The 13,479-nt window shown below is 68.4% G+C and carries 14 protein-coding genes; 4 read left to right on the top strand and 10 right to left on the bottom strand.

Going from position 1 to position 13,479, the window contains the following annotated elements; genetic code table 11:
- Positions 1–48 precede the first annotated feature (48 nt).
- The 5 genes from P3X83_RS10390 to P3X83_RS10410 all read right to left on the bottom strand — a co-directional run bounded on the left by P3X83_RS10390 (position 49) and on the right by P3X83_RS10410 (position 4,353).
- The gene (locus P3X83_RS10390) at positions 49–912 is read right to left on the bottom strand and encodes an NUDIX domain-containing protein (protein WP_277304719.1); all 864 of its coding nucleotides are present in this window, start codon (positions 910–912) and stop codon (positions 49–51) included.
- 919 nt (positions 913–1,831) lie between these two features.
- Positions 1,832–2,455, bottom strand: coding sequence for a hypothetical protein (locus P3X83_RS10395; protein WP_277304721.1), 624 nt, complete (start codon positions 2,453–2,455; stop codon positions 1,832–1,834).
- A 201-nt stretch (positions 2,456–2,656) separates the two neighbouring features.
- The gene (locus tag P3X83_RS10400) at positions 2,657–3,031 is read right to left on the bottom strand and encodes a hypothetical protein (RefSeq protein ID WP_277304722.1); all 375 of its coding nucleotides are present in this window, start codon (positions 3,029–3,031) and stop codon (positions 2,657–2,659) included.
- Positions 3,032–3,280: 249 nt separating this feature from the next.
- The gene (locus P3X83_RS10405; RefSeq protein WP_277304723.1) at positions 3,281–3,679 is read right to left on the bottom strand and encodes a hypothetical protein; all 399 of its coding nucleotides are present in this window, start codon (positions 3,677–3,679) and stop codon (positions 3,281–3,283) included.
- Between the two features lie 23 nt (positions 3,680–3,702).
- Positions 3,703–4,353, bottom strand: coding sequence for a hemopexin repeat-containing protein (locus P3X83_RS10410; protein ID WP_277304724.1), 651 nt, complete (start codon positions 4,351–4,353; stop codon positions 3,703–3,705).
- On the opposite strand from P3X83_RS10410, the gene P3X83_RS10415 reads away from it, so the two are divergent.
- The gene (locus P3X83_RS10415; protein WP_277304725.1) at positions 4,352–4,786 is read left to right on the top strand and encodes a hypothetical protein; all 435 of its coding nucleotides are present in this window, start codon (positions 4,352–4,354) and stop codon (positions 4,784–4,786) included. The two genes, P3X83_RS10410 and P3X83_RS10415, sit on opposite strands and share 2 nt — an antisense overlap.
- Positions 4,787–4,955: 169 nt before the next feature.
- Here P3X83_RS10415 and P3X83_RS10420 read toward each other — a convergent pair whose 3' ends face one another.
- From P3X83_RS10420 to P3X83_RS10430, 3 genes are all read right to left on the bottom strand, one after another.
- Positions 4,956–6,125: an alkaline phosphatase PhoX gene (locus P3X83_RS10420; RefSeq protein ID WP_277304726.1), complete on the bottom strand. Its 1,170-nt coding sequence runs from the start codon at positions 6,123–6,125 to the stop codon at positions 4,956–4,958.
- Positions 6,126–6,560: 435 nt separating this feature from the next.
- Positions 6,561–7,301 (bottom strand): M15 family metallopeptidase, encoded by a 741-nt coding sequence (locus tag P3X83_RS10425; protein ID WP_277304727.1) that lies wholly within the window; start codon positions 7,299–7,301, stop codon positions 6,561–6,563.
- A 52-nt stretch (positions 7,302–7,353) separates the two neighbouring features.
- A complete protein-coding gene (locus tag P3X83_RS10430; protein ID WP_277304728.1) occupies positions 7,354–8,277 on the bottom strand; it encodes a MerR family transcriptional regulator in 924 nt (307 codons plus the stop codon).
- A 35-nt stretch (positions 8,278–8,312) separates the two neighbouring features.
- On the opposite strand from P3X83_RS10430, the gene rplK reads away from it, so the two are divergent.
- Together rplK and P3X83_RS10440 are read left to right on the top strand one after the other, a co-directional pair.
- Positions 8,313–8,744: a 50S ribosomal protein L11 gene (gene rplK, locus P3X83_RS10435; RefSeq protein WP_277304729.1), complete on the top strand. Its 432-nt coding sequence runs from the start codon at positions 8,313–8,315 to the stop codon at positions 8,742–8,744.
- A gap of 330 nt (positions 8,745–9,074) precedes the next feature.
- Positions 9,075–10,256, top strand: coding sequence for an ATP-binding protein (locus tag P3X83_RS10440; protein WP_277304730.1), 1,182 nt, complete (start codon positions 9,075–9,077; stop codon positions 10,254–10,256).
- Positions 10,257–10,357: 101 nt separating this feature from the next.
- Here P3X83_RS10440 and P3X83_RS10445 read toward each other — a convergent pair whose 3' ends face one another.
- A complete protein-coding gene (locus P3X83_RS10445) occupies positions 10,358–11,182 on the bottom strand; it encodes a MauE/DoxX family redox-associated membrane protein (protein ID WP_277304731.1) in 825 nt (274 codons plus the stop codon).
- A 1-nt stretch (position 11,183) separates the two neighbouring features.
- Complete coding sequence (locus P3X83_RS10450) at positions 11,184–12,014, bottom strand: hypothetical protein (protein WP_277304732.1); 831 nt, start codon at positions 12,012–12,014, stop codon at positions 11,184–11,186.
- 933 nt (positions 12,015–12,947) lie between these two features.
- Here P3X83_RS10450 and P3X83_RS10455 point away from each other — a divergent pair.
- Positions 12,948–13,475 (top strand): SigE family RNA polymerase sigma factor, encoded by a 528-nt coding sequence (locus P3X83_RS10455; protein ID WP_277304733.1) that lies wholly within the window; start codon positions 12,948–12,950, stop codon positions 13,473–13,475.
- Positions 13,476–13,479 lie beyond the last annotated feature (4 nt).

Consider the following 13,479-nt stretch of genomic DNA (forward strand, 5'->3'; position numbering starts at 1 on the left):
CGACCTTTATGCGGCCTATCGCCGCGCACGGCCGTCAGGGGCGTCGTCTCAGAGCCGGGAGAGCAGCCAGCCCGGCCCGGCGACGGAGGCGCCCAGCTCGGAGACCCGCCGACGCAGCTCGCGGTCGGCGGTCACCACCAGGACGCGTTCCCACGCCACGATGTCGTGGACCGTCTGAACGATCGCGTCGTCTCCGCTGCCCGGCGCCCGGACCACGGTGATCCCGCCCGGCGAGCCCGCCGCGCGGGCCGCGCCCTCCACGACGGCGATCACCCTGGGAAAGGACAACGTCAGGTCGGGGAACTCCTCGGGCAGGGCCCCCACCCCGGCGTCCATCATGCCCTTGACCTCGGCGAGCAGCTTCTCAGCCGCCCCGGCCCGATCCCGCCACCAGCCGTGCTCCGCCCGCGCACCGACGATGTTGGCCATGTCGAGCACCAGCACCACCGGGGCGAGCGCGGGCCGCAGCGCGGGCCACGCCTCCGCGAACCCCGGATGAAGCCGCCGCTCCTGCACGTCCCCCGCGGGCACCCACCGCAACTCGGCGCTCTCCCCGCTGGTGGGCGCGGCCGGGAGCAACCCCACCGCCTCCGCGATGACCGTGTCGAAGGTCCACCCGCCGTGGTCGTCTCGGTAGACCGCCTGCACCCGCAGGCCGTCACCGTCTAGCCCGGCCTCCTCACGCGCCTCCCGCATCGCCGTGGACGCGGAGTCCTCATGACTGTCACGAGCGCCCCCGGGCACCCCCCAGGTGCCCCCGAAGTGGCTCCACCAGGACCGTTTCTGCATCAGCACGTGCGCCGTCCCGGCCATGTCGTGATGGACGGCGAGCAGCCCGGCCGCCCCGTGAACACCCCAGTGCCGATGCCCACGCCCGCACAGGGCCCACCCGTCTCCGTCCTTGGCCGCCATGGCCACCATCTTGCCGTAGTTATCAGTTCGTTACGTCCACGGGGATCGGAGGTCCGGCTCTTCGTCAGGCTTGTTTATCGAATCTCCGGTGAACATCGGCCTACTGACTGGTGACCTGACAGAGCTGCTCGAAGAAGTGTGCGTAAGTGTTCAGGTATTGAAACACGTTGCAATTTCTGCCACGCCTATCACCGAAAGCCGCGCGCACCCCAACAACAAGGAGATCCCCCACCACTGAGGCCTCCTCACCCCCGACCCGACCCCCACTTCCCCCTCCAAATCCCCACCCCCGAACCCGCCGTAGCCCTTCTAGGCCTCCCACCGCCACCGGTTCGTCCTTCGGCCGGTGTCTTCGCTGCGCCCTTGCGCCCCGCCCTGCCGGCCGCACCCCACGGGACGCCCTCGCCACCTGCGCCTTGATGTGCCTCCCGCCCTGCCGCTACAAGCCCGCACACAGCCCGTATCCGCGCCCCTTCCCTCGGATGGGCGCCCCTTTCTGCGGCATCCGACTTCGGGCCGTTGCGCCTGCCGTCCGCTGCGTGGTGCGCTCCACCGTCGGGGATCTGCGGAAAGTAGGACCGTGTCCCCGGCTGTAGCACGCACTGTGAAGAAGGCCGCAACCTTCGCCCTGCCGACAGGCCGTTTGTGCCGGGGCTCACGCGCCGCTCGCGTCAGGGGTACACGCGGACACTGACGGCAGATCCGGTCGGCCACGCCCACAGCACGTATGCCGACCGCGAAGACGCCCGCGTAGGCCGTCAGCGCCCCGGCAAGGGCCGACCCAGACGAAGGCGTCCAGTGGAACGCCGACCCGATCATCGCCCCGGGCGGACCCGCGCCGTCCCCAGAGAAGATCCCCCGACGTCCGGACCATCCCTGTCAGACGCGACCACCGACACCCACCGACCTCCGCGCCCGATCAGACGGGGGTCTTCTTCCACCAGTCCACCAACGCGCGCTGGTCGTCGCCGTCCACGACGATCACGAAGGGAACCTGGTTCGCGTCCACGAACGCGTCGTTCTCGAAAGACCAGACCAGGCGATAAGCGGACCCCGTGTCGCGGCACACGATGCGCCCTATGCGGATGCCCTCTGAATTCGTCCAGTCCCCCGTGTAATCGAACTTATCCTCGATCGGACATGCTTCCCCCGAGCCCGGCTGCAGCGTGCCGGCCTCTCTCCGGATGAAAGCGTCCAAGCTTTCCCGGTCGGCGAACATAATGGCGAGCGCGCTCTCGGCAGGACTGCCGGGAAGCGCCGCGCAGCGGAGGACCGATCGGGTGGCGAATGTGCTCTCGGGCAATCTCTCCGGACGGCAGTTGTCCAGCCAGGTGACCGTTTGCCGGCCGGGCCCGAACCCGGTGATGCGCTTTGAGAGCAATTGGTCGTCACCGGTCAGTGTCATCGAGGGCGATGGTGTGTGCGGGGGCGGAGGTTCCGGGCTGGCGTTGGTCGCGATTCCGCCGCCTGTCATTCCCCCGTTGGCCATGAGCGTGGCCGAGAAGACCAGCAGCAGGATGGCCGCGCCCGCCAGCAGCGGCATTCCCCAACCCGCCCAACTGCTTCTTCGGCGTTGCGGCTCCTCTTCGGGGGACTCTTCCTCAACCCGGGGATGACGCGTGGCGACGCCGCCCGCGAGGGCTCCGGCCAGCCCTTTTCGATTCTCCGCGTCCGCTGGGACCGCTGCCAGCGCGCGGACGAGACGCCCAGTTCTGCTATCCGTTCTCAGCACTGCGTCCCCGCCCTACTTCTGAAGCTCCGTAGAACCGATGGCGTCCACTTTGATCAGCTGGCCGCCGTCCGCGGCGGAATCCGACGGGTCGGCGAGCGGAATGAGCTGGAACAGGCGTGCGACGATTAGCGGTGCGGCTGCGCCGCAGACGAATAGCCCGAACTCGGTGGCGATCTGCTGGGATACGCCGAGCGGTGTGGCCAGCCCGCCCCCCGCGAACAACCGTAAACAGACGGCGAAGAGCACGGTGCCGCGGTCCTGCTTTGCCGCCCAGGGCCAACGCCAGGTCCGGCGACGCCCAGTCGGACGCATCAGTGCGGATAACGTCAGCGCCTCGGCGACCGCGCTGCCCAGAAATCCCCACAGAGCGGCGTCCAAGACTGTCATGTTTGTGACAATACCCTGCCGAGTAAGCGTGAGTCGGCGCCCATGACAATTCTGCGCTTGGGCTCGGGCCCACACCCCGCGGCGAAGGCACGTCCGCGCACGTCGGCGGCGGATTGCCTCAGGAACACCTCCTGGACGCTTCGGTACTCTATTGCCGCAGGCATGCGAGCATGCGACCATTCATCGTGCGCATATGACGAGCCAATGCCTTCTCCCGGACGAGCGGTGGCGGGAACATGACTTCGGCGATCAGCCGACCGGCAGGCCGAGGTTCCAGCCGTCGATGATGGCCTTCGGGCCGATGACGATGCTGTCGGTGTTGACGTCATAGCGGACGTACGTGTTGCCGGAGAACAGCCACAGGTGCTCGTCGGGGCCGGTGAAGCGGACGGCGGCGTCGATGCCCTGGGCGAAGCCCGTGTTTCGCAGACCGGTCCAGCCGTCCTCGATGGCACGCGGTTTGACCACGATCTGCGCCGAGCCGATGCTGTAACGGAGGTATTGGTCGTCTTTGAAGAACCAGGCCTGGTCGGGATTTCCCGGTACGGGAACCGCAACGTCGATGTGATCGAAGCCGGCGGACTTGAACCCGGGCCATCCGGCGCTGACGCCATGGTCGAAGCCGGTGTCCCCGAGGCCGGGCAGCACGTTCGGGATGAGACCGGGGCCGGTTATCGTATCGTCGTCGAGGTTGTATCGAACGACTTCGGGGCCACGGAAGAGATAGACGGTGTTGGCGCCGCTGGGGTCCTTGGTGGCGGGTCGATATAGTCCATGAATGTGGTGCCCCGCAGCCCGGGCCAGCCGTCGTATATCTCCTTCGGGCCCACCAGAACGCGATCGTCGGAGACGCTGAACCGCACGTACTTCGAACCACGAAACAGCCAGACGACGCCCTTGACGTTGGGAATGGCGGTGGCGGTGCTCACTCCGGCGGCGAAATCGGTGCCGGCGAGTCCCGGCCACGAGTACGCGATCGGCCATGGGCCTTTGAGGATGGTGTCGCCCGACAGGTCGTACGTCGTGATCTCGTTGGCCTGGAAGAAATTCGCCGTGTGGTCGTCGTCGTTCCGGTTGAGCGCCGCGTCGATCACCGGGTAGCGGATGTCCCCGCCGTCGTCCGCGGCCAGGAAGGCGGCTGCGCTCTGCCCGCTCCGGCCGCTGGTGCCGGGAGTGCTCTTCAGATAGATGACGGCGAGGGCCGCCGCGAACTCGACGCGCTGCGAAAGGTCGCCGAACCGACCGACAGCGTGGGAATGGCCGGGTGTTGTCCGCGGGAAGCGGATTGTCGCCGCGTTGCCGCAGGTGGAGGCTGATCGCATGCCAGTTGTGCCGGTCGGCGTCGCCGCCCAGGTAGTAGAAACGGAGGGCGTTTCCCTGGGCGTCCAGATGGGCGAAGCCGATGCTGTAGAGGTTGTCGCGCCGGACGTAGAGGTGAACGGATTCCCCGCGGCCCACCGTCAGTCGGACGCTGAAATGACCCTCCCTCTGGGCCGGATTCGCCGCATCGTCCACGCGATAGACCCTGCGGCTTTCGACATCGTATGTGTAGGTCGCGTAATTGAGCTCACCGTTCCTCGTCAATGCGGTACGGATGGCTCTGATAAATTTGAGATGGTCTCCTTCGTTGCCTTCTTGTCGCGTCAGGTCGAGTTCGGTGATGGGCGTGAGCAGGGGCATGCTGGATTACCCTCCGTGTGCGATACTGAATCGGCGCAGCGGTATCCGTGGAAATCTTCTACCGGATCAGGCTAATGCCCGTGCTTATCGCTGAGAAACAGGACATGCACGGTGGGTATGGTTGGGAGTAGGAGATCCCCGTTTATGGCCCGGTGCCCATTGCTCACGCTATGACGTGTTGTGTGGATCTATATGAAGTTCGTGACGCGTGTTTTTCCTGGGCGAGTTCGGCGCTCCGGCGGGTTCACGAATGGTCGCGGAAGGGGCCGCGCACCTCGTAGGTGATGCCGCCGATACCGGTAGAGGAGCCCGAGGTCCCGCGCTGGGAGGAGAAGTAGAGGCGCTTGCCGTCAGGCGAGAACGCCGGGCCGGTGATCTCGGACGACGACTGACCAAGGACGCGCAGGAACGGGGCGACCACGCCGCTCTGCGTGATCAGGTTGATCTCCATGTCGCCGCCGTCCTCGGCCACGTACAGGTCGCGGCTGCCGGGCGCGCCGGTGATGTTGTCCACACCGGTGAGCGGGGGAACCCCGTCGGTGACCAGCGAATCGTCGTAGGCCAGGCCGATGACGTTGTCGACCGCGTCGAATGACCACACTCGGTTGTCGCCCTTGGTGGTGAAATAGCAGACGCCGTTGTCATACCAGCAGCCCTCGCCGCCGTTGAAGTGCAGGGCCGCCCCGACCTGCCGTCGGGTGGGCACCGGGAAACCGTCGCGGTCGGGAATGTCCTGCCAGCTCACCGGCCCACTGGTCTGCCCGGCCGTCCCGCACAGCACCTGCACCCGGCCGGTGCGCAGGTCACCCCAAGTGTCGGGGACGAACCGGTAGAAGCAGCCGTCCGACTCGTCCTCCGTCAGGTAGACCACCCGGCGCTGCGGATCGCACGCGGCGGCCTCGTGAGTGAAGCGCCCCATCCTGGTGCGCTCCTCCCCGGCCCGCCCACCACCCGGCCACGTCTCGAAGACCCGCCCCAACGGGACCTCCTCGCACGAAAGCCACGTACCCCAGGGAGTGGCCCCGCCCGCGCAGTTGACGTTGGTGTTGGCCAGGATCCGGTACGCGGACAGGATCGTCCCGTCGGCGGCGAACCGGATCGCCGACGCGCCCCCGATGAGCGGTACCTCGGAGTTCGACACATAGATCCACCCGGCGCCGTTGGGGAAGCAGGCCCCGCCGTCCGGAGCCGGATGCCAGACGTATCCGGCCACACTGCGCCCCGACCGCGCGATCACCCGGCTACTGAACCCGGCCGGCAACTGAATGCCGTTCGCGTCCGCCCCCACCAGCTCGCCGTACGGACTCGCCCCCGGCTGCGCCGTGGCACCGAACGCCTCCCCCCACAAAGCCCCGGAGAACGCCACCCCACCCGCACCGATGACAGCCGTCCGCAACACAGTCCGCCGATCCATCCCGACCTCCGACCCGTCGACCTACGCCGTCCGCCAGGACGGTAGGCCGCCCAAACGACCACCCCCACCCCACCGCGTGAACCCCCGATGACAGAGCGGCACCCACCAGGAAGCGACCGCAGCCGACGATCAGTGAGCGATCGGAAGCTCCCGAGCGCGCTCCCGCGCGGTGGCGCGTAGACCACGGCTCTTCGGCCGGTCGCGGCCAGCGCCACCCACGCGGCCAACCACCGCAACGAACGGCCTGTGGAACCCTGAGGGGCACAGAGGTCGTAGCCAATGACACAGATGGTCGCGAATGGTCCTCCGTGCCAAGACTGTTGAGCGTTCCCATTCTTCACGCCTCGGAGTGAGAATCCGCCGCGCGGCAGCACCGAGAAGTGGTGAAGGACCGAACTGCAGCTCAGAGCGATGCCGCTGGAAGTGGGGCTGGGGTCAGCCGCCGCCCTTGGAGAAGTGCTGGTAGTCCTTGGTGCCGGACCAGTAGCCGCCCCATTGCCAGCCGAGGGCGGCGAAGGCGCGCACTACGCGGTCGCCGGGGTTGATGACGCCGGGGGCGTTGATGGGGCGGCGGGCGAATTTGCGGGCGTTGGTGTGGGCGACGGAGCCGTTGGCGGTGACGTAGGGGTTTTCGCGGGGGTTGATGTCGATGGCGCGGCCGTAGGCGTGTTGGGACCAGTTGGAGGAGCCGGTGGCGGGGCGGCAGTTGAAGGCGGAGGTGTTGTTGGCCTCGATGGAGTCGAAGTCGCTGCCCTTGAAGGCATCGACCGGTTCCATGCGTTTGATCGGGAAGCGCCAGTCGTAGAGGCGTTTGAAGACCTTTTCGATGTCGCCGGTGACGGATTTGTGGACGACGAGGCGGCCGGTGTGGGGCTTGTCGTCGAAGCCCCAGATGGTGAGGGTCACCATGCGGAGGTCTTGGAGGGGGACGGGGCATCCGGGGCGCCAGGAGTAGGGGACCTGGTCGCGAGAGATGCGGGAGACCTTCGAGGTGTAGGCCGGGGGGCCGGTGGGGGTGGGGGAGGGTACGGCTGTCGGCTGCTGGGTGGGGGGTGGTGACGTGGACGGCGGAGCCGGGGTGGGGGTGGTCGCGTTGCCGGCGTCGCCGCAGGCGGAGATGGTCGCGAGGCAGCCGGAGACGAGCAGGGCCGGAAGCGCGCGGCGGATTCCCGGCACGGACGTTTTCCCACGTGAGGCCATACGTCAGCTTAAGCGATCCGTCGGCGGATCAGGGCGGAAAGTGATCGTGGTGTCGCAGCGCGTCGTGGATCCAGCGGTTGGCGACGACCTGTTCGGGCGGCCATGACCACTCGCGGATGACGTAGACCAGTTCCCAGTACCGTTCGGAGCGCTGGTCGTGCTGGTCGTACTCGCGGCGTACCTGGTTCCGGAATTCCGCGTCGCACAGCACGCCGCGCCCTTTCGCCATCAGCGACAGGACACCGTCCAGGACGGGGAGCGCCGCCGGGGAGTCGGGGGTCACGCCCGCGTGTACCGCCGCCATGGCGTCCTCGATGGACCGCATGGTGGTCTCCCGGAGGGCGTCCAGGTCCAGTTGGTCGGTGTTCTCCCAGAAGTCCGAGCTCTGGCCTCTCAGCGCGGCGCGGAATCCGTCGTCGGCCAGCAGCGCGGTCATCTCCAGCCACGCGTCGAGCTGTTCGATCGTGGGCTCGTCCGGGAGTTCGACGGCCATGCCGCAGCGCAGCCCTTCGAGCCACTCCTCACGCGCGCCGTTGGCGCCCGCGACGTCGTCCATGAAGTCGTCGAGGAGCAGGCCCATCTCCTCGGTGCCGTAGCGGCCAAGGGCGTTGAGGCGGTGCAGGTCGTCGTCGGTGGGGTCGTCCTTGTCGAGGGTGGCGCGCAGCACCGCGCGGGTCCGTTGCAGCGCGCGGAGCCGGGTCTCGACGGCCTGCAGGTGGAGGGTGAGCACGTCGCGCAGGTCGCGGTCGCCCAGGCCGCGGATGGTGGCGAGGTCCACGCCGATCTCGCGCAGCGTGCGGATGACCTCCAGCCGGGCGCGGTCCTCCTCGCGGTAGAGGCGGTAGCCGGCGGCGGTGCGTTCGTGTTCGGGGAGCACCCCGCTGTCGGAGTAGAACCTGATCGTCTTCACCGGCAGACCGGAGAGCTTGGCGAGCTGGCCGATCGTGTACATATTCGCTTGAGCCTCCTGTTACTGGAGACTTTAGCGTGCCGTCCATGGCGAAGAAGATCAGTCGTGTCGTGAAGATCCAGTCCAAGGCGGGTGAGGCGAACCCGGCGGCGGTCGGCAAGGACCTCGGGCCGCTGGGCGTCAACATCATGGAGTTCTGCAAGCAGTACAACGCCGCGACCCAGGACCTGCGCGGGTTCGTGGTGACGGCGGTGCTCACCGTCTTCGACGACCGCTCGTTCGAGATGGTGACGAAGAAGCCGACCACCGCGTCGCTGCTGCGGCACGCGGCGGGCCTGGCGGCGGGGAGCGCCCGGCCGGGGCACACGCCCGCGGGCACGATCACGCGTGCGCAGCTTCAGGACGTGGTGCGTGTGAAGCTGTCCGACCTGAACACCGACGACCCGGCCGAGGCGGAGAAGATCATCGCGGGCACGGCGAGGTCGATGGGACTCGTGGTGAAGGGCTAGGCGGCTGTGACCAGCGCCGTTGCGGGCGCCGATGCGACGCTGACGCCGCGGGCAAGATCTTTACCTGGAAATCCGCGAAAATCTCGCGCAGGTGTTCGAGGCCGCGCTACAGTCTGAAGGCAATCGGATCGAACACGGGTTCGGGCCAACGATCTTATCGGCGAGGGGTGTGGCATGGGAAGTGCGACCTTCAGCATGCCCGCGAGCGCCCTTCCCGCCGGGGCGCGAGCGCCCGTCCACCGCTCGTCGGCCTCGCGGCGCGCGACACGCCGTAGCTCTTTCTACGCAGATATAAGACGGCCGCTATATTCCGTCATAAAGTCCGAGAGCGTGGATCCCGTGCGCAACCCCTACGCCCCCGGGGCCGGGCAGCGCCCGCCCGAGCTGGCGGGCCGCGATCGTGAGCTGCAGCAGTTCGAGGTGGTTCTGGAACGGGTGGCCCGTGGCCGTCCGGAGCGGAGCATGGTCCTCACCGGGCTGCGCGGCGTCGGCAAGACGGTCCTGCTCAACACCTTCAAATCGATGGCGATGCAGCGCCTGTGGGGCACCGGCAAGATAGAGGCCCGCCCCGATCAGTCCATCCGGCGGCCGGTCGCCGCCGCCATGCACATGGCGGTGCGTGAGCTGGCCCCGCGCCACCGCGCGCCCGAGCGCATCGAGGAGTTCCTCGGCGTGCTCAAGGCGTTCGCCATGCGCGACCCGTCGGCCGCGAAGGGCACCTCGCACTGGTCGCCCGGCATCGACGTCCCGGCCGGGCGGGGCCGGGCCGACTCCGGCGACCTGGAGATCGACCTCACCGAGCTGTTCGTCGACGCCGCCTCGGTGGCCACCGACCTCGGGGTGGGCATCGCGCTGTTCATCGACGAGATGCAAGACGTCCAGGCGCCCGACGTCTCGGCTCTGTGCGCCGCCTGTCACGAGTTGTCGCAGAGCGGCGGCCCGCTGATCGTGGTGGGCGCCGGCCTGCCACACCTGCCGAGCGTGCTCAGTGCCAGCAAGAGCTATTCCGAGCGGCTGTTCCGCTACGCCCGCATCGACCGTCTCGACCGCACCGCGGCCGATCTCGCACTGATCGCCCCGGCCGAGCGTGAGGGCGTCGAGTTCACCCAGGAAGCGCTCGACGCGCTCTACACCGCAGCCGACGGATACCCCTACTTCGTCCAGGCGTACGGCAAGGTCACCTGGGATCTCGCGCTGCGGTCACCGATCACCGCCGACGACGTACGGCTGGCCGCCCCCGAGGCCGAGGAGGAGCTGGCCGTCGGCTTCTTCGGCAGCCGCTACGAGCGCGCCACCCCGGCCGAGCGAGACTACATGCACGCGATGGCCTCCGTCGGCGACGAGCCGGTGGCCACCGCCCAGGTCGCCGAGGTCCTCACCAGAAAGCCGTCGAGCCTGTCCCCGGCTCGCGACAGCCTCATCAAGAAGGGTCTGATCTACAGCGCCGAGCGGGGCCTGATCGCCTTCACAGTGCCCCACTTCGGAAAGTTCCTCCGCGCCCAACCCGTGTGAGGAACGCCTATGCCTCTATACGGCTCTCTAGTGGGGAAGCTAGAGAGCCGTATAGAGCTAAATCAAGCCGTCCGCATCGGCTTCTATACGCATGTCTAGCGTCATGCCGATACGGCGATAGATTCGGCTAGCACCGGCATGCCGTCCGCCGTGACCACTGCCGCCCGCACCGGCGGGCGCCGACCGCTGAGGTAGACGGCGAAGACCACGTCCACCGGCACGCCGTCCGGGGTCCGGCCGTCGAAGGCGAAGAACCGCCAGCACAGCTCCCGCCAGCTGTCGGCAGGCTCGGGCGTGGTCAGCAGCGGCCGATGATCGTCCCAGGCGGCGCTGGCCCGCAGGCGGCTCAGCGCGGTGCCGGGCGACAGCGCGCGCTGCTCGCACGGCGCGCGGTGGCGTACCCGGTCGATGGCCTCCTCCAGCTCCGGCGACAGGACGACGAGCAGCGCCAGCCCGGCCGTCATGAACCCGGCCGTCGTCCAGGTGATGCCGGCGACCACCTGCCAGCCCGGCGTCGGCACCGAGAGCATGCCCGCGGCCATCACCGCCAGCGTCACCGTGCGGGCCACCGATCGCGCCCCGATCGGGCGGGAGCTGACCTCGCCGAAGCAGCCGCACCCGACATCGGGACGGCGTCGGCGCAGTTCGAGCAGCACATAGGTGGAGAGCGCGAAGAACGCGAGCGACCCCCACCGGAACAGCGGAGAGGCCGTGAACGCGATGCCGACGGCGAGCACCAGCTCGCCGGCCGCGCACACCACGAGCGCCGCCCCCCGCAGCCGCTCCGGCATCAGCACGGCCGGTCCGAGGCGGGTCAGCCCTCCGGGCTCGGCGTCGGCGCGAATCGTGGCCACTTTCGCGGCGCTCCCCATGACCAGCAATAACACCATCAGCGGCAGTTGCGCTGCGGCGATCGTCGCCAGCATGTCACCCCAATCCGATCCTGGCATTGAAACAACCCTTGATCAGGTCCCCGCCCAGCTCGACGAAGGAGACCGGTGACACCTCCGCGATCCTGCCCCGCGGTGAAGTGTCGCATTCCACGCAGCGGTCGCAAAACCTCCCAGCGACGCAACCGCAGGTCACGATGGGAATGACCTGAGTGCGTCCCGTGCAGGTGTTCTCAACGTGCAGCATCGAGCCCAGCGCGAGGTACGGCAGGCCGACGCACGACGTCTCCGCGTCCCGGCACCCCACGTCGGACCGTTCCAGCATCGGGTAGGCCGCTCCGTGTTCGTCCTCGTCGAACCCGTCCGACCAGGTGATCGTGCCGGCGACGCGTGACTGCGCCCCGCCGTAGGCGGGAGGCGGAGCCGGTACGGCACGCGCCCGGTACGGCGGCTGCGAGGTGGCGGGCAGCCGCGCCGAGGCCCGGCCGTCCTCGCGGATCCCGATGGCGTCGAACAGGTAGCCGGGCTCGAACATCGGGTGCCGCACGCGCAGCCGTCCCGACACCCGGTAGGGGATGACGATCGTGCGCCGCCCCCGGTGCGGACCGGCGTCCAGCTCGACGAGCTGGTCGCGCCCCTCCTTGCCGACGGCGAGGATCGTGCCGGTGATCCTGGTGATGTCCGCCCAGACCCGGTCCACGACCTTGCCGCCGTGCAGGGTGCGCATGATCACGTTTGTCCTGGGGGGCAGGTCGGTCAGCGCGACGTTCTCGCCGCGCCACGTGGTCGCCCATGGGGCGACCACCAGACGCTCCTCGGTTCCCTCCGGCGTCTCGACGATGATCAGGTGCGGGCTGGTGTCGAGCACCTGCCCGGTGACGGCACGCAGTGGTTCCGGGCCGTCGCCGTCGACGGCATCCGCGGACGCGCCGGCATCGCCGCGGACGCCAGGGGCGGCACGGGCATCGCTGGCATTACTGGCATCAAGGGCGCTGGGGGCATCAGGGGCACCGGGGGTACTGAGGGTACGCCCGAGTGCGGCTGCTGCGAGGGTGCGACGCCGGTGAACAGTGGTCGGGTAGGTCATTCGCCTGTCCCAATCGTCTCTTCGTCGTCCATACTCGCGGTGCTCCCGTTTGGTTGACGGGCGGACCGCGAGGCCCCTTCATAGGTGCTGGTGAGCGCCTACCCCTTGGTTCGGGCCTTTGGGTGAAGGCCTGCGGGCGAGACTCCTCCATGGCCTCGTAGGGCATAGCCTCACACGGGCAGAGGGAGTTCTTCGGGTGTTCTGCTGATATTTCCCGACAGATGTATCGGCGGGTGCGGTTTTCCGTTCCCAGGTGCTAGCGGACGCCCACCGGGTCTCAGCAATCTGCACCGTGACCAGGGCGGGTAATGACCATGACCGGACGCCCGGCGTACCCGGACGACCCCGGAGTGAAGCCGCCGAAACGCCTGTGGCGCAGCGATACTCGATGATCTCACGCCGCGCGGTGGTGAATGGACGAGAGCGTCGGAAAGGGATGAGGGCCGACGCGACACCGCATACGGCGCCGCCGCGCAGACCGTCTCGGGACGCGCGGCGGGCTTGATCGGTGAACCGGGTCCTGCGGTCCATGTCTTCGAGCTTGGCCTATTTTTGCTGTCGAAGGGGCGAAACCTGGATTTTGGTTCAGCCGTATCAGGTGCTCCAGCTGCGATTCTGAGCACAAGGGAAGTGTCTGGCAAAAGCCCGACACGGGCCGGTCGCCCGGCACGGCCCCGGCACGGGCAGCCCCTCTGTTGTCGGCTGGTGATCGCGATGGACCTGCAAACCGACGAGTTCCGCGCGTACGTCGAGGCGCGCGGTCCCGCGCTGCTCCGCACCGCCTGCCAGTTGACCGGCAACCCCGCCGACGCCGAGGACCTGCTGCAGTCGGCACTGGCCAAGACGTACCTCGCCTGGGACCGCATCCACGACCGGGCGGCGCTGGACGGCTACGTGCGGCGGGCCATGGTCAACATCAACATCTCCTGGTGGCGGCGGCGCAAGCTGGAGGAGTATCCGGCCGAGGAACTGCCCGAGCCGCCCGCGTTCGCCCCCGTCGAGTACGAGCACGCCTACGAGCTGCTGGAACAGGCGCTCGACCGGCTGCCGGAGCGGATGCGCGCGGCGGTGGTGCTGCGGTACTACGAGGACATGACCGAGCCGGAGATCGCCAAGGCGCTCGGCATCAGCGTCGGCACGGTGAAGAGCACGGTGTCGCGGGCGATGGCCAAACTGCGCGGTGACCTGGTCGTCCCGGCGCAGCGCCGCCCGGAACCGGAACCGCAGGGCTCCCCACGCTGAGGGG

It is taken from the genome of Spongiactinospora sp. TRM90649 (assembly GCF_029382225.1).
In the GTDB taxonomy this organism is placed as follows: domain Bacteria; phylum Actinomycetota; class Actinomycetes; order Streptosporangiales; family Streptosporangiaceae; genus Spongiactinospora.